This is a genomic window from Rhodococcus sp. IEGM 1318, assembly GCF_033142465.1.
Lineage (GTDB): Bacteria > Actinomycetota > Actinomycetes > Mycobacteriales > Mycobacteriaceae > Rhodococcus_F > Rhodococcus_F qingshengii_B.
Window position 1 is genome coordinate 31,020 of sequence record NZ_JAWLSC010000005.1, and the last position, 23,380, is coordinate 54,399.

General features: G+C 62.5%; 22 protein-coding genes. 15 read left to right on the forward strand and 7 right to left on the reverse strand.

Going from position 1 to position 23,380, the window contains the following annotated elements; genetic code table 11:
- Positions 1 to 41 precede the first annotated feature (41 nt).
- From R4P65_RS13325 to R4P65_RS13350, 6 genes are read left to right on the forward strand one after another with little or no spacing between them, the layout of a single operon-like run.
- Complete coding sequence (locus R4P65_RS13325) at positions 42 to 1,430, forward strand: flavin-containing monooxygenase (RefSeq protein ID WP_317826847.1); 1,389 nt, start codon at positions 42 to 44, stop codon at positions 1,428 to 1,430.
- Positions 1,427 to 2,581: a serine hydrolase domain-containing protein gene (locus tag R4P65_RS13330; protein ID WP_317826848.1), complete on the forward strand. Its 1,155-nt coding sequence runs from the start codon at positions 1,427 to 1,429 to the stop codon at positions 2,579 to 2,581. Before R4P65_RS13325 ends, R4P65_RS13330 begins: the two co-directional genes overlap by 4 nt.
- Positions 2,578 to 3,618 carry an NAD(P)-dependent alcohol dehydrogenase gene (locus tag R4P65_RS13335; protein ID WP_317826849.1) on the forward strand — a complete coding sequence of 347 codons (1,041 nt, stop codon included), beginning with the start codon at positions 2,578 to 2,580 and terminating at the stop codon, positions 3,616 to 3,618. The genes R4P65_RS13330 and R4P65_RS13335 overlap by 4 nt, the downstream gene beginning before the upstream one ends.
- A 19-nt stretch (positions 3,619 to 3,637) precedes the next feature.
- Positions 3,638 to 5,299: a class I adenylate-forming enzyme family protein gene (locus R4P65_RS13340; RefSeq protein ID WP_317826850.1), complete on the forward strand. Its 1,662-nt coding sequence runs from the start codon at positions 3,638 to 3,640 to the stop codon at positions 5,297 to 5,299.
- On the forward strand, positions 5,296 to 7,041 hold the full coding sequence (locus R4P65_RS13345; protein ID WP_317826851.1) for an amidohydrolase family protein: 1,746 nt from the start codon (positions 5,296 to 5,298) through the stop codon (positions 7,039 to 7,041). The genes R4P65_RS13340 and R4P65_RS13345 overlap by 4 nt, the downstream gene beginning before the upstream one ends.
- Positions 7,031 to 7,819: an SDR family NAD(P)-dependent oxidoreductase gene (locus tag R4P65_RS13350; protein ID WP_317826852.1), complete on the forward strand. Its 789-nt coding sequence runs from the start codon at positions 7,031 to 7,033 to the stop codon at positions 7,817 to 7,819. Before R4P65_RS13345 ends, R4P65_RS13350 begins: the two co-directional genes overlap by 11 nt.
- 2 nt (positions 7,820 to 7,821) lie before the next feature.
- On the opposite strand, the gene R4P65_RS13355 is transcribed toward R4P65_RS13350, so the two are convergent.
- The 3 genes from R4P65_RS13355 to R4P65_RS13365 all read right to left on the reverse strand — a co-directional run bounded on the left by R4P65_RS13355 (position 7,822) and on the right by R4P65_RS13365 (position 10,164).
- Positions 7,822 to 8,301 carry a carboxymuconolactone decarboxylase family protein gene (locus R4P65_RS13355; protein ID WP_003943220.1) on the reverse strand — a complete coding sequence of 160 codons (480 nt, stop codon included), beginning with the start codon at positions 8,299 to 8,301 and terminating at the stop codon, positions 7,822 to 7,824.
- Positions 8,298 to 9,422: a dihydrodipicolinate reductase gene (locus R4P65_RS13360; RefSeq protein WP_317826853.1), complete on the reverse strand. Its 1,125-nt coding sequence runs from the start codon at positions 9,420 to 9,422 to the stop codon at positions 8,298 to 8,300. The genes R4P65_RS13355 and R4P65_RS13360 overlap by 4 nt, the downstream gene beginning before the upstream one ends.
- 61 nt (positions 9,423 to 9,483) lie before the next feature.
- A complete protein-coding gene (locus tag R4P65_RS13365) occupies positions 9,484 to 10,164 on the reverse strand; it encodes an NrtR DNA-binding winged helix domain-containing protein (protein WP_317826854.1) in 681 nt (226 codons plus the stop codon).
- 79 nt (positions 10,165 to 10,243) lie between these two features.
- Between R4P65_RS13365 and R4P65_RS13370 the strand changes: the two genes are divergently transcribed.
- From R4P65_RS13370 to R4P65_RS13400, 7 genes are all read left to right on the forward strand, one after another.
- Complete coding sequence (locus R4P65_RS13370; protein WP_317826855.1) at positions 10,244 to 11,212, forward strand: ADP-ribosylglycohydrolase family protein; 969 nt, start codon at positions 10,244 to 10,246, stop codon at positions 11,210 to 11,212.
- Between the two features lie 140 nt (positions 11,213 to 11,352).
- Positions 11,353 to 11,862: an O-acetyl-ADP-ribose deacetylase gene (locus tag R4P65_RS13375; protein ID WP_317826856.1), complete on the forward strand. Its 510-nt coding sequence runs from the start codon at positions 11,353 to 11,355 to the stop codon at positions 11,860 to 11,862.
- A gap of 270 nt (positions 11,863 to 12,132) precedes the next feature.
- Positions 12,133 to 13,275, forward strand: coding sequence for an Ig-like domain-containing protein (locus R4P65_RS13380; protein ID WP_317826857.1), 1,143 nt, complete (start codon positions 12,133 to 12,135; stop codon positions 13,273 to 13,275).
- 29 nt (positions 13,276 to 13,304) lie between these two features.
- Entirely contained in the window at positions 13,305 to 15,050 is a 1,746-nt protein-coding gene (locus tag R4P65_RS13385; RefSeq protein ID WP_317826858.1) for an Ig-like domain-containing protein, read from the forward strand.
- 102 nt (positions 15,051 to 15,152) lie between these two features.
- On the forward strand, positions 15,153 to 17,276 hold the full coding sequence (locus R4P65_RS13390; protein ID WP_317826859.1) for a phosphocholine-specific phospholipase C: 2,124 nt from the start codon (positions 15,153 to 15,155) through the stop codon (positions 17,274 to 17,276).
- Between the two features lie 80 nt (positions 17,277 to 17,356).
- Complete coding sequence (locus tag R4P65_RS13395) at positions 17,357 to 18,826, forward strand: cellulase family glycosylhydrolase (RefSeq protein ID WP_317826860.1); 1,470 nt, start codon at positions 17,357 to 17,359, stop codon at positions 18,824 to 18,826.
- 83 nt (positions 18,827 to 18,909) lie between these two features.
- Complete coding sequence (locus R4P65_RS13400; protein WP_317826861.1) at positions 18,910 to 19,971, forward strand: alpha/beta hydrolase; 1,062 nt, start codon at positions 18,910 to 18,912, stop codon at positions 19,969 to 19,971.
- 7 nt (positions 19,972 to 19,978) lie between these two features.
- Here R4P65_RS13400 and R4P65_RS13405 read toward each other — a convergent pair whose 3' ends face one another.
- Positions 19,979 to 20,305: a helix-turn-helix domain-containing protein gene (locus tag R4P65_RS13405; protein WP_317826862.1), complete on the reverse strand. Its 327-nt coding sequence runs from the start codon at positions 20,303 to 20,305 to the stop codon at positions 19,979 to 19,981.
- Between the two features lie 56 nt (positions 20,306 to 20,361).
- Here R4P65_RS13405 and R4P65_RS13410 point away from each other — a divergent pair, with 56 nt between their 5' ends.
- Entirely contained in the window at positions 20,362 to 21,246 is an 885-nt protein-coding gene (locus R4P65_RS13410) for an NAD(P)H-binding protein (RefSeq protein ID WP_317826863.1), read from the forward strand.
- 60 nt (positions 21,247 to 21,306) lie between these two features.
- Here the strand turns inward: R4P65_RS13410 and R4P65_RS13415 are convergent, their stop codons facing one another.
- Positions 21,307 to 21,435: a hypothetical protein gene (locus tag R4P65_RS13415; RefSeq protein WP_003943237.1), complete on the reverse strand. Its 129-nt coding sequence runs from the start codon at positions 21,433 to 21,435 to the stop codon at positions 21,307 to 21,309.
- Between the two features lie 179 nt (positions 21,436 to 21,614).
- Positions 21,615 to 22,187: a TetR/AcrR family transcriptional regulator gene (locus R4P65_RS13420; protein WP_317826864.1), complete on the reverse strand. Its 573-nt coding sequence runs from the start codon at positions 22,185 to 22,187 to the stop codon at positions 21,615 to 21,617.
- A 53-nt stretch (positions 22,188 to 22,240) separates the two neighbouring features.
- On the opposite strand from R4P65_RS13420, the gene R4P65_RS13425 reads away from it, so the two are divergent.
- The gene (locus R4P65_RS13425; RefSeq protein WP_317826865.1) at positions 22,241 to 22,678 is read left to right on the forward strand and encodes a DUF2867 domain-containing protein; all 438 of its coding nucleotides are present in this window, start codon (positions 22,241 to 22,243) and stop codon (positions 22,676 to 22,678) included.
- Here R4P65_RS13425 and R4P65_RS13430 read toward each other — a convergent pair whose 3' ends face one another.
- Positions 22,679 to 23,368, reverse strand: coding sequence for a YoaK family protein (locus R4P65_RS13430; protein ID WP_230815919.1), 690 nt, complete (start codon positions 23,366 to 23,368; stop codon positions 22,679 to 22,681).
- Between the last annotated feature and the right edge of the window lie 12 nt (positions 23,369 to 23,380).

Sequence of the window (23,380 nt, forward strand, 5' to 3'; positions counted from 1 at the left end):
TTTTTCTCGCACGCCCGAGACAGAACAGAAAGCGATGGCGAATGAGCCCCTCCCCCTTGCCGAGCGTGTGCATCATCGGCGCCGGGCCCACCGGAATCACGACGGCCAAGCGAATGAAGGAATTCGGAATACCCTTCGACTGCTACGAAGCGTCCGACGAGGTCGGCGGAAACTGGTACTACAAGAATCCCAACGGGATGTCAGCCTGCTACCAGAGCCTGCACATCGACACATCGAAGTGGCGCTTGGCATTCGAGGACTTCCCGGTCTCCGCTGACCTTCCCGACTTCCCTCACCACTCCGAACTCTTCCAGTACTTCAAGGACTACGTCGAGCACTTCGGCCTGCGTGAGTCGATCATCTTCAACACCAGTGTTGTTGCAGCAGAACGTGATGCAGACGGACTGTGGACCATCACGCGCTCTGACGGCGAAGTTCGCACCTACGACGTCCTGATGGTCTGCAACGGACATCACTGGGATCCCAACATCCCCGACTACCCGGGTGAGTTCGACGGCGTGCTGATGCACAGCCACAGCTACAACGACCCGTTCGATCCGATCGACATGCGCGGAAAGAAGGTAGTCGTGGTCGGAATGGGGAACTCCGGCTTGGACATTGCTTCCGAACTGGGGCAGAGATACCTCGCCGAGAAGCTCATCGTCTCAGCGCGCCGCGGAGTCTGGGTACTCCCGAAGTATCTGGGCGGCGTGCCGGGAGACAAACTGATCACCCCGCCCTGGATGCCCCGCGGTCTGCGCCTGTTCCTGAGTCGTCGATTCCTCGGCAAGAACCTGGGAACCATGGAGGGCTACGGACTACCCAAGCCAGACCACCGTCCGTTCGAGGCCCACCCGTCGGCCAGCGGCGAGTTCCTGGGACGCGCCGGGTCGGGCGACATAACCTTCAAGCCTGCCATCACCAAACTCGACGGAAAGCAGGTTCACTTCGCCGACGGCACTGTCTCGGACGTCGACGTGGTCATCTGCGCCACCGGCTACAACATCAGCTTCCCCTTCTTCAGCGATCCGAATCTTCTGCCGGACAAAGACAACCGATTCCCACTCTTCAAACGAATGATGAAGCCCGGAATCGACAACCTCTTCTTCATGGGACTGGCGCAGCCCATGCCGACGCTCGTCAACTTCGCTGAGCAGCAGAGCAAGCTCGTCGCGGCCTACCTCACCGGCAAATACCAACTGCCGTCCGCCAGTGAGATGCAGGAGATCACCAAGGCCGACGAGGCGTACTTCCTCGCCCCCTATTACAAGTCACCGCGCCACACGATTCAGCTCGAGTTCGATCCCTACGTCCGCAACATGAACAAGGAAATCGCCAAGGGCACCAAGCGTGCAGCGGCCTCCGGAAACAAGCTACCTGTTGCGGCCCGTGCAGCAGCACACGAACTCGAGAAGGCGGATCGCGCATGAGCACGGTGAACGGTCACTGCAACAACGAGTTCGACGCCGTCCGCACCGCCTTCGAGGCTCATCTCGAATCCGGCGAAGAACTCGGCGGCTCCATCGCCATCACCGTCGACGGAGAAGCCGTAGTAGACATCTGGGGCGGGTACACCGACGAATCCCGCACCACTCCTTGGGGTCCGGACACTATCGTCAACACCTTCTCCATCACCAAGACCATGACGGCTCTGTGTGCGCTCCTGCTGGTCGAACGCGGCCAACTGGACGTGTACCAGAAGGTTGCTCACTACTGGCCCGAATTTGCGGTAAACGGCAAGGAGGACATCGAAGTTCGCCACCTCCTATCGCATACGTCTGGCGTCTCCGGTTGGGAGCGCCCGATCGAACTGAAGGACATCTACGACCTCGAGACGTCCACCGCTCGCCTCGCTACCCAGAAGCCTTGGTGGACCCCAGGTACGGCGTCGGGCTATCACGCGATCAACTACGGCCATCTCGTCGGTGAAGTCATTCGTCGCATCGACGGTCGGACCCTCGGCAGGTTCTTTGCCGAAGAGCTTGCCGGTCCACTGGGCGCCGACTTCCACATCGGTACGTCCACAGAGCATTTCGGTCGAATAGCCACCATGGTTCCGCCGCCCGCGTTGGAGTTCGACCTGTCCACGCTCGACCAGGACAGCATCTTCATCAAGACCCTGACCTGCCCACTGCTCGACTACCCAGAGGTCAACACCGCGCCCTGGAGGGAGGCCGAGATCGGCGCAGTCAACGGCCACGGCAACGCACGTTCTATCGCTCGGGTCCAATCCGTGATCTCGAACGGTGGTGTGCTCGACGGCCAGAAGCTGCTCTCGCAGAGCACCATCGACCTGATCTTCGAGATCCAAGCCGACGGTATCGACCTCGGGATCATGACTCCGCTCAAGTTCGGCATCGGATACGGACTGCCGCACCCGGATACCGCACCCCTGGTTCCAGGTGGACGCGCTTGCTGGTGGGCCGGTATCGGCGGCTCGATGCTGGTCAACGATCTGGACCGTCGGATGACTTTCGCCTACGTCATGAACAAGATGGCGCCGGGGCTGATCGGATCCGACCGCAGCAACTCCTACCTGAGCGCCGCATACAACTCCGAGGTCAGCGAGGTCAGTTCATGAAGGCAGCTCAGCTCATGGGGCCCGGACTCCTGGAAATCAACGATGTGCCGGTCCCGGAGATCGGTCCGTCCGAACTACTGATTCGGGTTGGCGCCGCGGGAATCTGCCACTCCGATCTGCACCTCCTGCACTTTCCGTACAAGATGCGCGAAGAACCGCTGACCATCGGCCACGAGATCGCCGGCACCATCGAAGCCGTCGGGGCCGGCGTGGACGGTCGGTCCGTCGGGGAACGCGGTGTCGTCTACCTCTGTTGGTCGTGCGGACAGTGCCGAGAATGCATGAGCGGCAACGAGAACATGTGCCTCGCCGCCGGACGCACCGCGATGCCGCCCTGCCCCGGGCTCGGTCCCGAAGGCGGGATGGCCGAGTACGTCAAGATCCCGGCTCGCTCATTCGTACCCATCGGAGACCTCGACTTCCTGCAGGCCGCACCACTCGCCGATGCAGCACTGACGAGCTACCACGCCATTCGCGGCGCACGCGAACATCTCCAGCCCGGTGCCACCGCCGTCGTGATCGGCGTCGGCGGACTCGGTCACGTTGCAGTACAGATACTTCGGGCAATCAGTGCCGTGCGCATCATTGCCGTCGACGTCGGACAGGATCAACTCGATCTCGCCAAACGTTGCGGCGCCGACATCACGCTCGAATCGGGACCGGACACCGCGCAGCACATCCTCGACCTCACGTCGGCCAGAGGCGCAGAAGTCATCTTCGACTTCGTCGGTGTCGATGCAACGGCTCAGATGTCGGTTCAAGCGGTTGCGCCGAACGGCGCGTATCGCATGGTAGGTCTCGGAGGCGGAAACCCCGGAATCACCGCCGAAGCGGCCGGCGGGCCAGGCTGGCCGTGGGGCGCATCGATCCGGAAGTCCTATGGCGGCACCAGAAACGACCTCGTCGATTCCATCGCCCTGGCACAGGCCGGTCTGGTAACCGTAGAAGTAGCCCGCTTCGACCTCGCTGATGCCCGAGACGCACTCGACCGTCTCGAACACGGCAAGGTCACCGGACGCGCAGTGCTCGTACCCTAATCTTCGAAAGGCACTTCACGTGACTACTTCCGCTGATACACAAGCATTCATCGCGTCGGTCATGGCTGGGCTGACCGGCCCCGGTGGTCCTTTCGAGATGCAAGTCGAGGATGTACTCGGCAGCTCGATGCCCGTCATGAAGAACCGTGACAAGGCACTCGGCGACGTGCTCGCCGCATCCTTCGATTACGGATCACGCGACTACCTGGTGACCAAGGAACGACGCTTCAGCTACCTCGAGCACGGCGAGGCCGTAGCAGCATTGGCCACCGCGCTGCGTGAGCGGTACGGCGTTCGCAAGGGCGATCGGGTGGGGATCCTCGCCGCCAATACGCCGGAATGGGTGATGACCTTCTGGGCGGCTCAGTCGCTTGGCGCCATCGCCGTCGGGTTCAACTCGTGGTGGGTGGCCCGTGAGGTGCAGTACGGCACCGATCACACCACGCCCACCGTGGTGATCGCCGACGCGAAACGCGCACAAGTTCTTTCCGAAGTGAACACCGGTGTTCCCGTGCTCACGATGGAAGAAGATCTACCGGCTCTGATGGAGAAGTATTCGGGTTCGGCACTGCCCCGCACGTCCGTCGACGAGGACGACCCGGCCGTCATTCTTTACACGAGCGGAACCAGCGGCCGCCCCAAGGGAGCTGTTCACACTCATCGAAACGTGTTGGCCGTCATCGACTACCACCGCTACAGTGATCGCCTCGCCGCGGCGTTCACCGGCAAACCCAGCGATGGCAGACCAAGCGACTTGCGGTATCTGCTGACCGCACCGCTGTTTCACATTGCAAGCCTGCATAACCTGGCGATCCCACGACTCGCGACGGGCGGAGCCGTGGTCATCCAGCAGGGCGCCTTCGACGTCGACGAAGTCCTTTCCCTCGTCGAACGCGAGAAGGTCACCAACTGGGCGGTGGTCCCCACTATGGCAACCCGTCTCCTCGAACATGGCAGTCTCGAGAAGTACGACCTGACCTCACTGAGCGCCTTTGCACTCGCGTCTGCGCCGTCATCTCCGGCCTTGCAGGACCGCCTGCGCGCACGACTGCCTTTTGCGCAGCACACCTTGGTCGACAGCTACGGGCTCACCGAATCTTCCACCGGCATTTCGGTTGCCACGCCACCAGAACTCGCCGCGTTCCCCGGAACTCTCGGACGGCCCATCATCGGTGTGAGTGTGGAGGTCCGTGATCCATTCGGTGTTGCGGTTCCCGACGGCGAGGAGGGCGAAATCTGCGCTCGCAGCCCGTATGTGATGTCGGGATACTGGAACGACGAGACTGCGACTGCTGCCGCCATCGGTCCCGACCGATGGCTCCGAACCGGCGACTTCGGAGTTCTCGAAGACGGCCGACTCCGCCTGACCGGCCGCCGGTCCGATCTGATCCTGCGCGGCGGCGAGAACGTCTACCCCCTCGAGATCGAGCAGACTATCGACGAGCATCCCTCGGTACTCGAATGCGCTGTGATCGGGATTGATTCGGCAGACCTCGGCCAAGAAGTGGCGGCCGTTGTCGTTCTTCGCAGCGAGGGAGCAGCGACCGAAGAAGAACTACGCGACTATGTCGCCGAAAGACTGGCGTACTTCAAGGTGCCAGTCAAGTGGAGACTGAGCACAACTCCTCTGCCTCGCAATGCAACCGGGAAGACGATACGCGCAAAGGTGGCTATCTCATGACCTATGACGCCGTGATCAACAACGGTCTGTGGTTCGACGGCACCGGGGCGAACCCAGCTGTCCGCAATCTGGGTATCCGAGGCGGGCTGGTCACTGCCATCTCCCTCGATTCACTCGACGAAACCGACTGTCCCCGTGTCATCGACGCGCGGCGCAAGTGGGTGATCCCGGGCATCGTGGACATCCACACTCACTACGACGTCGAGATCCTCGAAGGCCCGGCGCTGAGCGAATCTCTCAGACACGGGGTCACGTCGATCTTTGTCGGATCGTGTTCCCTGTCCACCATTCACGCCAGCCCGTCGGACGCAGGCGACCTTTTCGGCCGCGTCGAAGCTATCCCACGCAAGCACGTCGTCGAAGCACTCACGCGGGCCAAGACCTGGAACTCCGCGAGAGACTATGTTGCTGCACTCGAGGCGCTTCCGCTAGGTCCCAACGTTGCAGCCTTCATCGGACACTCCGACATGCGAGCCGCCGAGATGGGACTGGATCGTGCTACCAGGAAGGACGTGCACCCCACCGACACCGAACTCGCGTCGATGGAAGCACAGTTGACCGAAGCTCTCGACGCAGGATTCGTCGGGATGTCCAGTCAGCAATTGTTGTTCGACAAACTCGACGGTGAGACCTGCCGCTCACGCACGCTGCCGTCGACGTATGCAACCACGAAAGAACGACGCCGACTCAATGCGATCCTGCGCCGCCGAGGACGGGTATTTCAGGCCGGACCTGACCTCTCCAACCCGATGGGTACCGGAGCGATGGCGTTCTCCAGTGCGGGTATCTGGCGTAAGCGACTCAAGACGAGCATGCTCTCGGCGGCTGATATCAAGTCCAACAAGTTGGCCGTGGTAATCCTCGGCCCGCTGGCGCACCTGGTCAATCGACTCGGCGGCGACCTGCGCTGGCAGCACCTACCGGTTCCTTTCGAGGTATATGCCGACGGCATCGACCTGGTTGTCTTCGAGGAGTTCGGATCCGGCGCTGCAGCACTGCATCTGACCGACGAGATGGAACGCAACGTTCTGATGCAGAGTGAGGAGTACCGGCGACAGTTCCGCAAGGACTACGACCAAAAGTTCGGTGTCAAAGTTTGGCATCGGGATTTCTTCGACGCCGAAATCGTATCCTGCCCGGACGAATCCCTGGTCGGCAAGAGCTTCGGGCAGGTCGGCGTCGAACGAGGCGGCCTCCACCCTGTCGATGCCTTCCTGGATCTGGTCCTCGAACACGGCACGGAAGTGCGTTGGCGCACAACCATCTCGAACCACCGGCCGGAGATTCTGGACAAGTTCGCCCAGGACAACGGCGTCCAACTCGGGTTCTCCGACGCCGGAGCGCATTTGCGCAACATGGCGTTCTACAACTTCGGCTTACGACTACTACGACGTGTCTACGATGCCCAAAAGGTCGGCCGTCCCTTCATGACCGTCGAGGCAGCGGTGCATCGCCTCACCGGCGAACTCGCCGAGTGGTACGACGTCGACGCCGGGCACCTTCGATTAGGTGACCGCGCCGACCTGGTTGTGATCGATCCCGCCCATCTCGACGATTCACTCGAGGCGTACGCCGAAAGTCCGGTCGTGGAGTACGACAACCTCTCCCGCATGGTCAATCGCAACGATCAGACCGTCACCGCAGTGTTCGTCGGCGGCGAGTACGTCTTCGGCGACGGAGAAGCAGCACCCGTTCTCGGCAACCGCCGAACCGGAAAGTTCTTGAAAGCAGGTGCCCATTAACACGTCCAGATTTGCCGGCAAAACCGCGGTTGTCACCGGCGCAGCATCGGGTATCGGTGCAGCCATCGCACTACGACTTATCGGCGAAGGCGCACAGGTAGCCGGAATCGACATCGATGCAGAGGGTTTGAAGGAGATAGCCTCCAAGCACGGCGCGTCTTTCCTCGCCGTTCCCGCCGACGTCACCAAGGAATCCGATGTTGCCGAGGCTATTGCCGCTGCGGCTGCGGAATTCGGCGGTATCGATCTGGCTTTCAACGTTGCCGGGGCGTCGAGGGTGGGGCAGATCGTCGACCTCGACGAGGCCGACTGGGACTTCACCATCGACCTGGTGCAGAAGGGCGTCTTCCTCTGCACCAAACATGAAGCGCGGCATATCCGAGAGCACGGTCGCGGTGGTGCGATAGTCAACGTGTCCTCATTGAACGCGCACGTGCCGAGCCCCTACGGGAGCGCGTACGCGACAGGCAAAGCCGGGGTCGAGATGTTCAGCAAGAATGCCGCGATCGAACTCGCTGCGTCGGGGATCCGGGTCAATGCCGTTCTCCCCGGCCTGGTCGACACGCCACTGGTCGCGCCGGTCATGAACTACGAACCCGCCCGCGACATGTTTCTCAGCCGAATTCCCATGTCCCGAGCGGCAACTCCCGACGAGATCGCGGGCCCCTGCCTCTATCTCGCCAGCGACGACGCCTCGTACATCACCGGAACCAGCCTGGTCGTCGACGGCGGCTGGGAGGTCTCGAACTACCCGGATCTGACGACGCTGGGCAACTAGGTTCAGTTGCCGGGCAACACACATTGAGTATCGAGACCGAGCACGTGGTTGAGCCGGCCGAAGGCCAACCACGATCCGAGGCACATGCTCAACTCGACGATTTCTCGCTGGGAGTAGTGAGCTGTCATACGTTCCCAGAACTCGTCGTCGAGCCCGTGGTGGTCGAGGGCGTATCTCTCGGCGTATTCGGCAGCGAGACGCGTCCTGTCGTCGAAGGCATCGGTGGTGCGCCAGTCGGTGACAGACTGATCGAACGTCGACTCCACAGTCTCGCCGTCACGCTCGGTGCGCCAGTCCTGACAGAAGATGCACCCGTTGATCTGAGCGATCCGAAGCCTGGCCGCCTCGAACTCGCGGAGTCCGAGAGTGCCGTCTGTGTAGACCTTTTGGGAGAATCCGGCGGCCGCGGGTCCGATGCCGGGGACCATCTCTCCCCACACGTAGCCGATCGGATTCTTGCCTTCGGGTATGTCGATATTCATGTGAGTACCTCCGAGTTTCGGGCACCGAGCTTGCCGACGCCGGGTGCGAGCGGAACGTCCAGCGCGTCGTAGAGACCGGGTTCAGCCTGACGTAGCCACGGAATTGCGTTGACGAGACGTCCTACGGCCGTGGCATTTCCACCGGCCGCGCGGTTTCCACCTTCATCGGTGGCTTCGACGTTGATCTCGATTCGTGGTCGTCCTTCGACGATCACCTTGTGCGCGCCGTCGCCTCCGTCTGGCGGGAGCGGCCAGTCGCGGGCACAGGACGGATGAATACGCGTGACGTGTTCGATCACGATCAGGGGTTCCCCGCCGACGATTCCCTGAACCTCGAATCGCAGTGCGCCTTGGGTTCCGGCCGCGAACTCCCCCATATGTTCGGTCGACACGGTTTCCTCGAGCGGGCGGCGCAGCAAGGTCTCGCGGATCTCGTCGAGTTCCACCCCGAGTGCCCGCGCGATGAGCCGAATCTGCCCGCCCCAGACCATGGTGGGTACGGTCGGCGCGACCATGGGAGGTTCGTAGTCCATCGGCTGACCCATCCCGATCAGGTAGCGGACAGAATCCGGCTGTTCGTAGGTCGTGTAGTCGAAGATTTCCTGACACCGGATCTGGTCGATTGTCCCCGCGAGCCCGCTGACGAGAATCGGCAGGATATCGTTGCCCCAGCCTGGGTCGATACCGGAGACGAACAGAGCGCCGCCGCCCGCCTTGGCAGCAGCTTCGACGGGATCACGAAGTTCGGGAGGCGCAGATTTCGGGTCGTACAGCGCATATACGGACGGCGTGACCACCACAGCTCCGGCGGCCAGTGCCCGCGTGATGTCGGCAACCGCGTCGTCGGGCCGAATGTCGCCGGACGCCGCGTAGACCACCGCGCCGGGAGACGCTGCGAGCACGGCATCGGCGTCGTCGGTAGCCGCGACGCCCAGGTGCACTCCCAGATCGGCGAGGTCACCGGCGTCTCGCCCGACCTTCTCGGGGTTCGCAACGATGACGCCGACAAGTTCGAGGGCCGGATTGGCTGTCACAGCGCGAATCGATGCACGCCCGACGTTGCCGGTACCCCACACGACAGTCGGAATCTTGGACTCGGCTTCATTCGAAACTGCACCCATCAATCGGACATTACCCAGCTCAGCGCGTCAGGTCAGCAGAACTGCAAGAATTCGTTTCACTTCATCCGGTCAAAAATGCCATTGCCTGCGCAGTCAGTGCGCCGTCACCCCGCCTCCGGTACGTCTCGGCGGGTCGGCCGTTACCTGGTCTGCTCATCTCGCCGGTACTTTCGAGCGCGTCGAACACCTGCCGGCGGAAGCTGTCCTTCTGGAACGGACGATCGAAGATCACCTCGTACAGTCTCCGAAGTTCGGCGACGGTGAACGTCCCGCCCGACAATCCGTCCGGATCGACGTACGACGCATACCTCGTGCGTAGGTCCGTGACCGCGAGTCGCACCATGTCGGCGTGATCGAACCCGAGTCCGCTCACTGCCTCGTCGTCGTACACATCGACGAGAAGCGCCGAATCGGGCAGTTCCGATTCCGGTAGGCCCGCGGTATGCGCGACCGACAGAACCCAACCGCGGTCGTCGCGGTCCGGTCGGTCGAAGATCGCCAACTGATGGAAGCTCGTCTGGGCCAACTCGGCCTTGACCGACAGGGCACGATCGGCTGCGGCCGTGAGCAATTCGCGTTCGTGCAGAAATGTTCCCGGTAGCGCCAGCGCACCGAGGCGGTGCCGAACGACCAGAACTTTCAGAGATCCACCGCTGTACGTCAGCACCGCGACGTCCACTGCCACAGACGGGCGCGGATAGTCCGTCAATCCCTTGCCGCTCGTGTCTGTCCATTTATTCACCCTTGCATGTTATCTCAAACATGATCTATTGTTAGCGCAAAGTTGATCAAACGATCTCCGCGAACGTGAAAAGGTGGCTATGAAACTCACCGCACAGCAGTCCGATCGAGCGGCCGGCGTTCTGCTCGGCGCCGCAGCAGGAGACGCACTCGGCGCCGGCTACGAATTCACCTATCCGAACTCCGAGGTCACCATCGACATGATCGGTGGCGGCCCGTTCAACTGGGCTCCTGGAGAATGGACCGACGACACCTCGATGGCAGTTGCGATCGCTGAGGTGGCCGCGACCGGAATCGATATCGGAAGCTCCGGCGGTCTCGATGCCATTGCAGCACAGTTCATCCGGTGGTACGACTCAAAGCCCGCGGACATCGGCAACCAGACGCGAGCAGTGTTGTCTGCCCGCTCCGAAAGCGCAGCAGCGATGGCGGATCGTGCGCGGGCGATCAGCGGCCACAAGGCAGGCAACGGCTCGCTCATGCGGACTGCTCCCGTCGCCCTCTCTTACTTGGACGATGCAGAAGGTGCCAGGTCGGCAGCGCACCGGATCAGTTCACTCACGCATGACGACCCGCGCGCCGGGCAGGCCTGCGAATTGTGGACCCACGCCATCCGCCATGCCGTTGTCGCCGGCAACTTCGAGGGGGTTCGCGACTTCCTCTCCGTTGCCGATCAGGAGGTCGCCGAATACTGGGGCCCGCTGCTCGATCAGGCCGAAACCGGGAACCCGCAGGACTTCTCCAAGAACGGCTGGGTGGTGCATGCACTTCAGACTGCCTGGTGGGCAATCACCTCCACGGATAATTCCGATGCTCGCCACCTTCAGCACGCATTGGAAGCGGCCGTAAGCGCCGGCGGGGACACCGACACGACCGCGGCTATCGCAGGCGGGTTGCTCGGCGCCCGTTGGGGAGCGTCGGCGGTTCCCGCGCGCTGGCGCCGAATCATGCACGGCTGGCCGGGATACCGTTCCTCCGATCTGGTTCGCCTGGCGATCAAGACTGCTCGCGGCGGAACCGACGACCAGAACCGTGATACTCGATGGTGATCGGGCGTGACCCCTACGACGTACGCTCGGCTATGCCGTGGGCTCGTCCGAAGCGTGAACTCTGGAACACAGCCGTCGGAAACACAGCCGTCGGAAACACAGCCGTCGGCTACGCGCCAGGTGGACACGCAGGAGGATCAATGCCCACTATTACAGTCGCCGAAGGTGACATCACGACGCTGACCGTCGACGCCATCGTCAATGCGGCCAACTCCAGGCTCCTCGGCGGTAGCGGTGTCGACGGCGCGATCCACCGAGCCGGAGGACCGGAGATCTTGAAGGGTTGCGAGGTATTGCGCAACACCAGCCGTCCCGACGGCCTCCCGGTGGGCGCGGCCGTGGCCACCACCGCGGGAAAGCTCCACGCCGAGGCCTTGATTCACACCGTCGGCCCGAGGTATTCGCGCTCCGAGGACCGATCCGGATTGCTACGGTCGGCGTACACCCGCAGTCTCGCCGTTGCCGACTCGATCGGCGCACGAACCGTCGCCTTTCCGTTGATCTCGGCAGGGGTCTACGGCTGGCCGAAGGAAGATGCGGTCCAACAGGCCGTTTCAGCGATTCGCGCGGCGAAGACCGAGGTCGAGACGGTCACACTGGTCGCATTCAACAAGGAGACGGCAGAACTGATGCGCCGCGCGATCGCCTGACCGTTTACCGGGCCCACTTCACGCCACGTTAAAGCAGTGCAGAGCGGTCAGAGAAGTGGAGAAATTTCACCGGTTGGACGTTTGTCCAATAATTTGTCCGAATCACATATTTTGCGGCTCGCTCTGTGTTCTACTCCTCTCCAGGGTTTGAGCTGGTGGCGAGCAAACGACGAAGACGTATTCGCTTCTCTGTCAGCTCGAGGCCGGTTCCCGGACCCGGCTTCAAGCCGAGAGCTCGATCTTGTCGAGCGCTACTCAAGGAGAATGTGAATGGTGTCGACGTTGATGCGCCGAGGAGTAGGGGTGGCCGCGTCCTTGACCGGATGCGTTGCCCTGGTCGTCGGCGGAGCGGGAGTTTCATCCGCCGCTGATGTGAACCTTCCGTTCACGGCATCGTGTCACGGGTGGCAGTTCCCCGGTCCGATCACACACAACGAGACGCGTGATTCCGGCGTCACGATCAGTGCGCCGGCCGTGGTTCCGCCGAACTCGACCTTTACCTACCGACTCGCTCCCAAGCCGATGACGGTCCCTAATGACGGCTACGACCTCAGGTCCGTCGTGAACTGGACGCGTCTCAAGTTCGATTTCGACATCCCTGCAGGTACCTCCTACGTGGGGGCGCAGATCGTGGCCGGCACCAGCTCGAATCTGGGTGGGGTCGCCCCGACGATCACGCGGGTGAACGATGCCGGTTCACCCGATCCGAATGGGACGCATCTTCGTATCTCCGGCAACAACATCACCGCGGGCAACGGACCCAACACCGACGACAACGGCGGCGGCGGAATCGAGGTCGGTGGAGGAAAGACGTTCCAGCTCCCGGCAGTCGACGTCACTGTCACGTCAGGGGCTGTGGGAACCCAGATCAAGCCCATGCTGCGCGTTTCCGACACCAACTCCGGTTCCTACGACAGTGCCGCCAACTACCTGACCTTCCTGCAACAGGAGACCCTGCTCGGTGGCGTCAAATACTGGCTGACCACCAATTGCTCACCACGCGACAATCGTTCGGCCGGATTGAACGCAGGCGGCCAGCCACTCGCGGTGATCAATGTCGACTCCAGCCTCGCCCAGACACAGACGCGAATCGACGCACCCGGTAAAGCTGTCGTCGGCGACTCCGTGGAGCTGACGGCAACGGTCACTCCTTGGCCGTCGGGAGGAACAGTGCAGTTCCGTGACGGAGGGGTAGACCTCGGCGCTCCAGTGGCCGTTGTCAACGGCGTCGCGAAGGCCAACCGCACGATGACAACAGCAGGCGACCACAACATCACGGCGTACTACACGGGATCTGCCGGCTTCATGGAATCGATGTCCGGCGCCGTGACGATCAACGTCGTCGAACCGTCCGAGCCCGAGCCTGGGACCGGTAGCCTCGGCAGCCTTGGCACCCCTGGATTCGGGTCGTGAGAACTGTGAACAGAAACCAGAATTCATCGATGAACTCGAAACTCCTACGCGGCTCTGCGATTGCTACCGTCTCGGTACTGGCCGGTGGCTTGTTCGCCATGGTCGGCGGCGGGATCGCCTCTGCTGCCCCCGAGACCAAGAGCGTGGCCTTCACAACTGCATGCCATGTGCGCGAGATGGACGGTGCGGCAAGCCCGATCACGTTCAACGAGACGCTCGGCTCGGGGGTCACCATCACCGCGCCGACCACCGCGGCACCAGGTGAGACCATCACCTACCGCGTGCAGCCGAACGAGATGAAGGCAAACGGCGGAGGCCATGCCAGCCGTGGAGTCGTGCATTGGGCCCGGATCAAGTACGACTTCGACATCCCGTCGGGCGTCGAATTCGTGAGTTCCCAGCTTGTGGCGGACAGTGCGTACGGCCTCGGATCCGACAGTGCCACTCCAACAGTCACACAGATCGACGACGGCGGTAATCCATCTGCATCCGGTACGCACCTACGTATCTCCGGATCGAATCGGACCACCGGAAACGGTCCGTCCTCCGCAGTTCGATCGAGTGACGGCATCATCGTCGGTGCCAACACCAAGTTCCGACTCCCCGCAGTCGACGTCACAGTCAAAGCCGGTGCGGCCGGTAGCGAGATCAAGCCTTCGCTACGAGTTTCCGATCCCGGCTCCGCCAACTACGACGACGACCGAAATGCGCTCACATTCGTCCAGCGCGAAAAGGATGTCTTCACGGTCAACTACTGGGAGCGCTACAACTGCTCCCCGCGGGACAACAGGAACTCCGGCCTCAACGCCGGTGGGCAGGCCCTGACCACCATCTACGTCAGCCAACCGACAACCACCACAATCCAGATGCCCGGCTCGATCCAAGCCAGCACACCGACCGAGCTTGTCGCAAAGGTGGATCCGGCTCCGGTCAACGGAAACGTGCAGTTCAGGGTGGACGGCGCTGACGTCGGTACACCTGTCACGCCCGGTGCCGACGGCACTGCCCGGCTACCGCATACCTTCTTCACCGCCGGAACCGCGCGGGTCTCCGCAACGTTCCAGGGCGTCAACGGGTTCCAGAGTTCCAACTCGACCGAGGCGATGGTGACGGTGACTGCCGCACCTGTCGTCAAGCAGACCGACACTGCCGTGAACGTACCTACCGATGCAAAGACAGGCGTATCGGTGTCGCTGAGGGCGCAGGTCACGCCGACACCCACCGGTGGGACTCTCCAGTTCAAGGACGGCGCTGCAGATATCGGTGCCCCGATCCCGGTGGGCGCTGACGGCAAAGCCACTCTGGAACATGCGTTCGCCTCGGCTGGATCTCATGCAGTGTCGGCCTACTACTCCGGCGCAACAGGATTCATGCCGTCGATGGCATCGGCCCAAACGGTCACCGTGTCTGACCCCGCGCCGTCCGATGTCACCACCTCGACCTCGCTGGCAGCTCCCGCGACGGCCAAGCAGAATGTCGCGACAGAACTTTCCGCGACAGTCAGCCCCAATCCAGGCGGGGGCTCGGTTCAGTTCTTCGACGGTGACCAACCCATCGGACAGCCCGTTGTCGTCGGAGTCGATGGTGTGGCGCGACTGACTCATACTTTCGCCTCGACGGGCGATCATCGGATCAAGGCGTCATTCGCGGGTCGTAGTGGATTCACACAGTCCGCGTCGGACGAATCCGTCGTCAAGGTTTCTGCTGCGCCTGACGATGGCGGGAACGGCGGCTCGGGCAGCCTCGGTTCACTGAGCGGTCTCTTCGGTTCCTGATCGTACTTCTCGACACTGTTGCCGCTGCACCGATTCGGAGCAGCGGCAACAGCATGTCGCGGCCGTAGTCATAGAACTGATTGATCTATCGATGGAGCACAAGTGTCCAGGAATTCCCTTTCTCGACGGTCGTTTCTCACTGCCGGGGTCGGTGCAACTGCAGTCGCCGCCACTTCCCTTCTGCCGCCGTCGCTTCAACGTGCACTGGCGACACCCGCAAACTCCGGCGGGCTCGATTCGATCGAGCATGTAGTCCTCGTCATGCAGGAGAACCGATCTTTCGACCACTACTACGGTGCGCTGAGGGGTGTTCGTGGCTTCGGTGATCCGAATGCGTTGCGTCTACGCAGCGGCCACAGCGTCTTCGAACAACCCGGGCCTACCGGTCCTGTACTCCCCTTCCCCATCCGCGACTCCGCTGCGGCACAACACATGGACACCCAGAACGTCACCGGGCTGGATCACAGCTGGGCGGGCGGACATGCCGCACTCGCCGACGGCTGGCACGACGGTTGGATTGCGGCAAAGACCGGTACGACGATGGCGTACTACGACCGGCAAGACATTCCCTTTCATTACGAACTGGCGGACTCGTTCACGATCTGCGACGCCTACCACTGCTCCGTTCCGACGTCGACGAGCCCCAACCGGAACTATTGGGTCTCTGGATACACCGGATACGAGCCACTTTCGCCTAATCCAACCGAGTCGGTCCTGCCCTCGGATCCGCCCGGCCCCGAGGGAAGAGCTGTAACCAATGCAGCCTACAACCCCTGGCACGCCGGCTACGGATGGACGACGGTTCCCGAGCGGTTGCAGTCGGCCGGCATTTCCTGGAAGACCTACCAAGAGTGGGACAACTTCGGAGACAACAACCTCGAATACTTCACTGCCTTCAAGAAAGTGGCGGCAGGGTTGCTTGGCCGGCCAAGCCTGCTCCCCTACGAACTGCAGACCTTGGCCGGGTTCTATCTCGCCCTGCCGTCGATGCCGGCGCCGGTCCAGGACGCAGCGGTACTGGCTCTCGAGAATGCCGCAGACCAACTGTCGCCTGCTGATCGCCAACTCTACGATCGCGCACTGTACCGATCCCGACCCGGCACACTGGCCGCCGAGTTCAGGAAGGACGTCGAGTCGGGCCGACTGCCGCAAGTGAGTTATCTCGTTCCGTCCGAAGTGGATTCGGAGCACCCATCGGGATCGTCACCCGCGGCGAGCGCAACACTGCTCTATCAAGTGCTCGACGCCATCGCCTCCGATCCCGATCTGTGGGCGAAGACGGCCGTGATCGTCAACTTCGACGAGAACGACGGGTACTTCGATCATGTACCCCCGCCTCGACCGCCGCGCTCGGTCGAAACCGAATGGGTCGGCAATCAGCCGCTCGGTCTCGGCCCGCGGGTGCCGATGACGATCATCTCGCCGTGGACTGTTGGCGGTTTCGTTTGTTCCCAGGTGTTCGACCACACGTCCGTCACGCAATTCCTGGAGAAGCGGTTCGGAATCATGCAACCGGAAATCGAACCGTGGCGACGCACGGTGAGTGGCGACCTGACGTCGGCGTTCGACTTTGCCAACCCGCGTAGCCGACCAACTTTGGTGCGCCCGCAACCCACTCCGCCCCTGGAACCGCGGTGGACGCCAACCCCGCCCACCGAACAGCGAATGCCCCTGCAGGAGAACGGCACCCGACCCGCACGGGCACTTCCCTATCAGCCCGACGCTCACACGAGCGTGGACCCTGGCGCCGGCTCGTTGACGGTCCATCTGGTCAATGCCGGTGCCGCATCAACGCACCTGGCCTTGTACCCGTACGCAGGTGAGTTCGAGGAGCCACGGCATTACGACGTCATCGGCGAAGTCGACGACACCGTCGCGCTCAGTGATCGCGTCTACAGCCTGACCCTGTTGGGTCCCAACGGTTTCAGACGAGAGTTCAGCGGAGCTACAGACAGTGCGGCAGCGTCGCTCGACGTCTCGACAACTATCGACGCAGGGGCGCGCACGCTTCTACTGACCGCAATAAATTCCGGAAGTCGCGCACTCTCCGTCGACGTCGACGGGGACCGACGCAGACTCGGAGCGGGCGCACGCGGCCAGTGGACCGTGCGTTCGGCGGACGGCTGGTATCAGGCCACCGTGACGGTCGACGAAGATCCTGAATTCAGGCGCGTGCTCGTCGGACACATCGAAAACGGGCGGACCAGCGTAAGCCAACCGACGTGAATCGACACCGAGTATTCAAGTCCAGATCTGAATCCATAGTCGGACAAGTCAATCCATCCACACATCCAGTAGGAGTTTCCGTGCGCCGTATCCCGCTCTCAGCACTGATAGTCGCGGGCTCACTGATACTGGGCGGCGGAATTGCCGCGGCTCAGGGCAGCCTGCCCACGTCGGGGAGCGACGGTGGCACTTCGATGTCACCGTCGTACCTGACCGACGACGCCGGCCGCTCCTTGATCCTACGAGGGTTCAACACGGCGTCGAGCGCAAAAAGCGCACCCGACGGCATGCCGAAGTTCACCGAAGCCGACCTCGAACGAGAACACGGCGACATGGGAACGAATTTCGTGCGTTTCCTGATCTCCTGGCGTTCGGTCGAACCAGAACCAGGACAGTACGACCAGGAGTACCTCGACCGCGTCGAGGACCGGGTCAGCTGGTACGCCGAGCGCGGATACAAGGTCATGCTCGACATGCATCAGGACGTCTACTCCGGCGCGATCACACCAGAAGGCAACAGCGGCAACGGCGCCGGCAACATCGGCAACGGCGCGCCGGCCTGGGCGACCTACATGGACGGCCTTCCCGTCAGCCCTCAAGACCGGTGGGAGCTGTACTACATCCAACCCGGGGTGATGCGCGCATTCGACAACTTCTGGAACACCACCGGCCAACACCCCGAACTGGTCGAGCACTACGCGAACGCCTGGCAGGCGGTGGCCGAACGCTTCGCAGGCAACGACACCGTCGTGGCCTACGACCTGATGAACGAGCCGTGGGGCGGTTCCCTCCAAGGCCCCGCATTCGAAGGTGGGCCCCTCGCTGCCCTGTATCAGCGAACCACCAACGCCATCAGGGAAGTTGATCAGGACAGCTGGGTATGTGTAGCCCCGCAGGCAGTCGGCGTCAACCAAGGTGTCCCCAGCGGACTCACCAAGATCAACGATCCACGAGCCGGCGAACAGCGAATCGCCTACTGCCCACACCTGTACCCACTGCCCCTCGACCTCGGTGACGGATACTCGGGCCTCTCACGCACCCTCACCGACGCGACCATCGACACCTGGCGCGACAGCGTCGAACACATCGCCGGAAACGTACTCGGCGGCGTCCCGATCATTCTCGGCGAATTCGGGCTCGACACAACACTGCCCGGCGCAACCGACTACATCGACCGCGTCTACACGACCGCCCGAGAACTCGGCGCGGGTGTCTCCTACTGGTCCAGTGATCCCGGGCCTTGGGGCCCGTACCTGCCGGACGGAACGCAGACACTCCTCGTCGACACCCTGAACAAGCCGTATCCGCGTGCCGTCGCGGGCACACCCACCGAATGGTCCTCGACCGTTGACCGCCTTCAGCTGACGTTCACCCCGGACCCCGCGGTGACGGCACCGACCGAGATCTATCTACCCGAGAGCGGCTTCCCTGGCGGCGTCGACGTCGCCGGCGCCGACATCGTGAACTGGAACCCCCAAAGCCGTCTTCTTACAGTGGAAACCGCGGACGACACGGATCCCGTCACGGTCACGGTGACGCCGGCAGGCTGATCGCGAGCGCCGAGGTTCCTGGATATTGGTCCGGTTGTTTCGTAACGTACAAGCGACGGGTGATCGGCCGACGGAAGGCAAGTATGTCCACGCAGAAGATGTCTGTCCAAGATCGTGTCGCGCGGGTGGTTCTCGATGTTGTTGGCGCCTTACCGACCAGCGCGCAGCGCATTCTCGGTGGCAAGCCGAAGACTATCGACGGACAGACTCTGCACCCCGAGATCCAGCTTGCACTGCGATTGCTCTCGGCGGTCGAAGGTACGAGCTTCGAACATCTTCCAGTCGAAGAGGGACGAGCTCAGATCGACGCCGAATCGCGGCTGTTCGGCGGCAATCCCATCGACATCGAAACGGTTCGCGACCTCGAGATCCCGGCCGCGGACCACGCGATTTCCGCGCGGCTGTATCGCCCGGCCGGGGTCTCGACGCCCGCTCCACTTTTGGTGTACTTCCACGGCGGCGGGTTCGTACTCGGCAGCCTCGAGAGCGGCGACAGTGTGTGCCGCTTCCTGGCCCGCCACGGCGAGGTCAGTGTGTTGTCGGTGGACTACCGGCTAGCACCGGAGTTCCCCTTCCCCGCCGGGGTCGACGACGCCGTGGCCGCATTCCGGTACTGCGTCGAACATGCCGCAGAACTGGGTGCCGATCCGAAATCCATTGCAGTGGGCGGAGACAGCGCCGGCGGAAACCTGGCTGCCGTCGTCGCGCAGTCCACTACCGAAGACGACGTCAAACCCGTATTCCAACTGCTCTTCTTTCCCTGGGTGGACCTTTCGTCGAAGCGTCCTTCGCACAAGATGTTCGGCACCGACTTCTTTCTCACCGACGCCCAACTCGATTGGTATGCGGCCCATTACCTGTCGGGCGGCGCTTCGGCCCTCGACCCGCGAGTGTCACCGCTACTCACTCCGGACCTGGCCGGCCTGCCGCCCGCGTACGTTGCCGTCGCCGGTTTCGACCCACTACGCGACGAGGGTGAGGAATACGCGAACCGGCTGCGAGAGGCCGGGGTTCCCGTTGCACTGAGGCGTCACACTGGATTGATCCATGCCTTCGTCAACACCACCGGCGTCGGCCACACCGGACAAGACGCGATGTTCGAGGCCTGCGGCGCTCTACGGGTGGGACTTTCGGGCCCGCACTGACGGCAGATCAGGAAACGGGGAGAGCCAGATCCGCCCACTCGACCATCGCTTCGAGCACGTAGCGCAGTTCCATCCCCGTCGCGGTGAGTTCGTACTCCACTCGCGGCGGCACCTCGGCGTAGGCAGTCCGGGTCACCAGATCGAACTCCTCGAAACGTTTGAGCCTGGCCGACAGCGTCCTTGGACTGATGCCGGGCAAAGCGCGTCGTAGTTCCGTGAAGCGCATGGGGCCGTGCGTGAGCTCACGAACGATCAGCGTTGCCCACGGTCCGTCCAGGACCAGCAAGAAGCGCGCGACGCCGCACTCCGGAAGAACGTGACCTGATTCACTCATCGATTCCCCATTAGTTCACTTGAAGTAACTGGTTCCCAATCTGAACTATAGGCGTCATGACTTACACAGTGCATGGCGCCACCGGCGCACAGGGCTCTCCCGTTCTCGCAGGATTGGTCGCGGCTCTCGCCGGATCACCAGGGGCCGAAGTCCGAGCAATCACCCGTAACCCTGACCAGACGTTCGAGGGTGCGAACACCGTCGTCGCGGACAATAAGTCCGTCGACTCTCTCGCCGACGCTTATCGCGGGGCGGACGGGGTGTTCTTTCACTTACCACTCGCCGGCGACACCGAGACGCTAGCTGGTTACGCCCACAACGTTCTGACAGCAGCGAGAGTGGCACGTCCTTCGCGGTTCGTGATCTCTACCAGCGGCACGGTGATCGGCGACGCTACTTCGCCGCTTACCGGTCCCAACACACCCGTTCTCTCCGAGCTCGTCGACGGACTTCGCGCCGAAGGCATCGCGGTGACCGTCCTGACCCCACGTTTGTTCCTCGAGAATCTTCTTCTGCCCACCGTGCTGTCGGGGGCGAAAGACGAAGGCGTCCTGCGTTACCCGCTGCGTGCCGATCTCGCGGTCGCATGGAGTTCACACCTCGACGTCGCCGATGCAGCCGTCGCGGCCCTGACTCTCGACGTAGCACCGGACGCAGTCGACATCGGACAGATTCCGGCGATCACCGGTATCGAATTGGCCGAGGCATTCGCCGAACACTTCTCGCGCGCGGTAACTTTCGAAGTCGTGACACCCGATGCCTTCGGTGCATCGATTGCGCCGATCATCGGAGCGGGCGCAGCAGCCGGAGTTTCCCAGCTCTACACGGGACTCGAATCTGCCGACAGCGTCGCGTTCGACTCCGCGACGGGTTCTACTGCTGCCTTGGGTATCACTGCCCGCAGCACTCGGGCCTGGCTGGCAGATCTCGGGGTGAACTGACCGGACAACGCAAACGGCCGGCTCCGCGAAACATCGCGTGGAGCCGGCCGTTCTCCGGGGTCACCGGTGCGTACGGGTCTTCAACTGACGGTTCAGCTGCCGACTCCCGAAGTCCAGACCGGCACCGTCACTGGTGGCCAGCACGGTGAGTCCAGCGGCGACCAGCAACGAAATAAGCACAACGCTCATGGTGAGTCACCTTTCTTCCTGTCGTGAAACGGTTTTGCGCCTCCGGGACATGCCGACATATCCGGCACCCCACTTCAGCTGACCTCAAAGTATCTGTAACTATGGGTTACGCGCAATGTGTGGTCCCTCACCTGAAAGCGCAGGGTGATACGCAGATCACGCTGCGTTCGATGGCGGACTTACCTGGCCAAAACCATGCTCACGAATTCGTCGGCGAGCACGTGAGCGTCCGCACCGCTTCCAGGAACCACATCTGGCACACTGTGCACCAATTGCATCTGCCCCAGGTACATCGAATAGGCAAGTACGCCACGCTGTTTCGCTTTCTGTCTATCCATCCCCAGATCGACCAACAACGTCACGATGTAGGCGACTCGACGCTCGGTGACACGTCGAACCGCCGCCGAAACCACAGGATGGTCGATCCCGGCAAGCAGTTCCAACTCCGCACGGCGACCGGCCAGTCCGGTCGTGACCGCGTCGACCAGGCGACGCAACCTCACCTCTGCCGGTTCGCCGGAGGCCTCGACGGAGGAGATCAGTCTCTCGGTTGCCAGAACTTCCCACCGATCGAGCGCAGCCTGCAGCAATTCGTCACGGTTCGCAAAGTGCCAATAGAAGGAACCCTTGGTCGATCCCAGCGTGCGTGCCACCTTCTCCACAGCGACGGCACCCGGCCCGTAGCTGATCAGAGCCTCGAAAGCAGCATCGATCCACTGATCGCGGGAGAGTCGGGCGCGGGCATTCGTCACCTCCGTACGGTACCGTATGGGTAGGTTCCATACGGCACCGTACGGAGGACGAAATGACACTCGCTTTCAAGGCCATGCCTGCGCCGGACTGGGCAGAGACCACCACGATCACCATCCCGTCTGTTCCGACCCATACATCTGCGGAGTGGGCACAGGCCGTCTTCGACGTCAGAAATGTCCCCACACCCGTCCTCTCGATGTTCTGGTTGAGGGAGCGGGTAGTCGGATTGCTCGGCATCGCCCAGGGCCGCCCCGACACCTTTGCCGTCGACAAGATCGCCGACGGCGAGGCCCTCATCGAAGCGGATGAGAAACACCTACGATTTGTCGCCTCGGTTCAGGCTGACAACGACGCCGGCCTCCTGCACGTCGTCACTGCGGTGGAGCTGAAGAACTGCGCGGGCCGAATCTACTTCGCGCCCGTTCAGCTACTACACGGCGTGATCACGCGGACAATGATGACGTCGGCCCGAAAGAGACTGTCCACGTGATCAACCGTCGAGCTCGCTTCCCTCGTACACCTGTGCCGGCGTCGGGGGCGAGACCTGCCAGGCGACGGCGATCAGAACTACCGTGAATACCGATGCAGGCCACAGAGCGTGAAGACCGATCCACCGATGAACCAACGCACCGATTACCGCTCCGGCGATCAATCCCGCGCACATACCGAAGTGTTGCAGCCACGCCCACTTCGGGCCGCCCAGGAAGGCTCCGGTCAGACGCTGGCCCATCTTGACCAGCGCACCGGTCATGTACGTGACGCCGATCGTGACCTCGCCGTCGCGTTGGAACACCGAGTTGACGGCTCCCATCGCCAAAGCCATCGCCGAGATCGCGCCGGGGGTGACGTCGAGGCTGCTCATCACCGAACCGATGGCCAGCAGTCCAGCCACAACCGCAAGCACCGTGACCTTGCGGGTCCGGACCGAATAGCGCTCCGTGAAGTGGGTGACGACGGTTCCCAGCGCAATTCCCAGGAGGAAGAGCACGATGATGCCGCCTGCCACCCGCGCGGTCGACCACACTCCGTCGGCAAATGCGACGCTCGCCTGCGTCATGTTGCCGCTCATGAACGAAACGAAAGGCCCACCGAGCGTGATGAATCCCAGCGCGTCGACGTAACCGGCCAACCCGGCGAGCGCTGTCGCCAGGCCGATCAGCGACCTGCTGTATCCCGTCACCCGACGAGCTCG

What these genes read in the sequence shown, in the direction of transcription:
- R4P65_RS13325 (WP_317826847.1), top strand. Translation starts at nt 42, where the DNA reads ATGAGCCCCTCCCCCTTGCCGAGCGTGTGCATCATCGGCGCCGGGCCC.
- R4P65_RS13330 (WP_317826848.1), top strand. Translation starts at nt 1,427, where the DNA reads ATGAGCACGGTGAACGGTCACTGCAACAACGAGTTCGACGCCGTCCGC.
- R4P65_RS13335 (WP_317826849.1), top strand. Translation starts at nt 2,578, where the DNA reads ATGAAGGCAGCTCAGCTCATGGGGCCCGGACTCCTGGAAATCAACGAT.
- R4P65_RS13345 (WP_317826851.1), top strand. Translation starts at nt 5,296, where the DNA reads ATGACCTATGACGCCGTGATCAACAACGGTCTGTGGTTCGACGGCACC.
- R4P65_RS13355 (WP_003943220.1), bottom strand. Translation starts at nt 8,301, where the DNA reads ATGAATATCGACATACCCGAAGGCAAGAATCCGATCGGCTACGTGTGG.
- R4P65_RS13360 (WP_317826853.1), bottom strand. Translation starts at nt 9,422, where the DNA reads ATGGGTGCAGTTTCGAATGAAGCCGAGTCCAAGATTCCGACTGTCGTG.
- R4P65_RS13370 (WP_317826855.1), top strand. Translation starts at nt 10,244, where the DNA reads ATGAAACTCACCGCACAGCAGTCCGATCGAGCGGCCGGCGTTCTGCTC.
- R4P65_RS13375 (WP_317826856.1), top strand. Translation starts at nt 11,353, where the DNA reads ATGCCCACTATTACAGTCGCCGAAGGTGACATCACGACGCTGACCGTC.
- R4P65_RS13380 (WP_317826857.1), top strand. Translation starts at nt 12,133, where the DNA reads ATGGTGTCGACGTTGATGCGCCGAGGAGTAGGGGTGGCCGCGTCCTTG.
- R4P65_RS13385 (WP_317826858.1), top strand. Translation starts at nt 13,305, where the DNA reads ATGAACTCGAAACTCCTACGCGGCTCTGCGATTGCTACCGTCTCGGTA.
- R4P65_RS13400 (WP_317826861.1), top strand. Translation starts at nt 18,910, where the DNA reads ATGTCCACGCAGAAGATGTCTGTCCAAGATCGTGTCGCGCGGGTGGTT.
- R4P65_RS13405 (WP_317826862.1), bottom strand. Translation starts at nt 20,305, where the DNA reads ATGAGTGAATCAGGTCACGTTCTTCCGGAGTGCGGCGTCGCGCGCTTC.
- R4P65_RS13410 (WP_317826863.1), top strand. Translation starts at nt 20,362, where the DNA reads ATGACTTACACAGTGCATGGCGCCACCGGCGCACAGGGCTCTCCCGTT.
- R4P65_RS13415 (WP_003943237.1), bottom strand. Translation starts at nt 21,435, where the DNA reads ATGAGCGTTGTGCTTATTTCGTTGCTGGTCGCCGCTGGACTCACCGTG.
- R4P65_RS13425 (WP_317826865.1), top strand. Translation starts at nt 22,241, where the DNA reads ATGACACTCGCTTTCAAGGCCATGCCTGCGCCGGACTGGGCAGAGACC.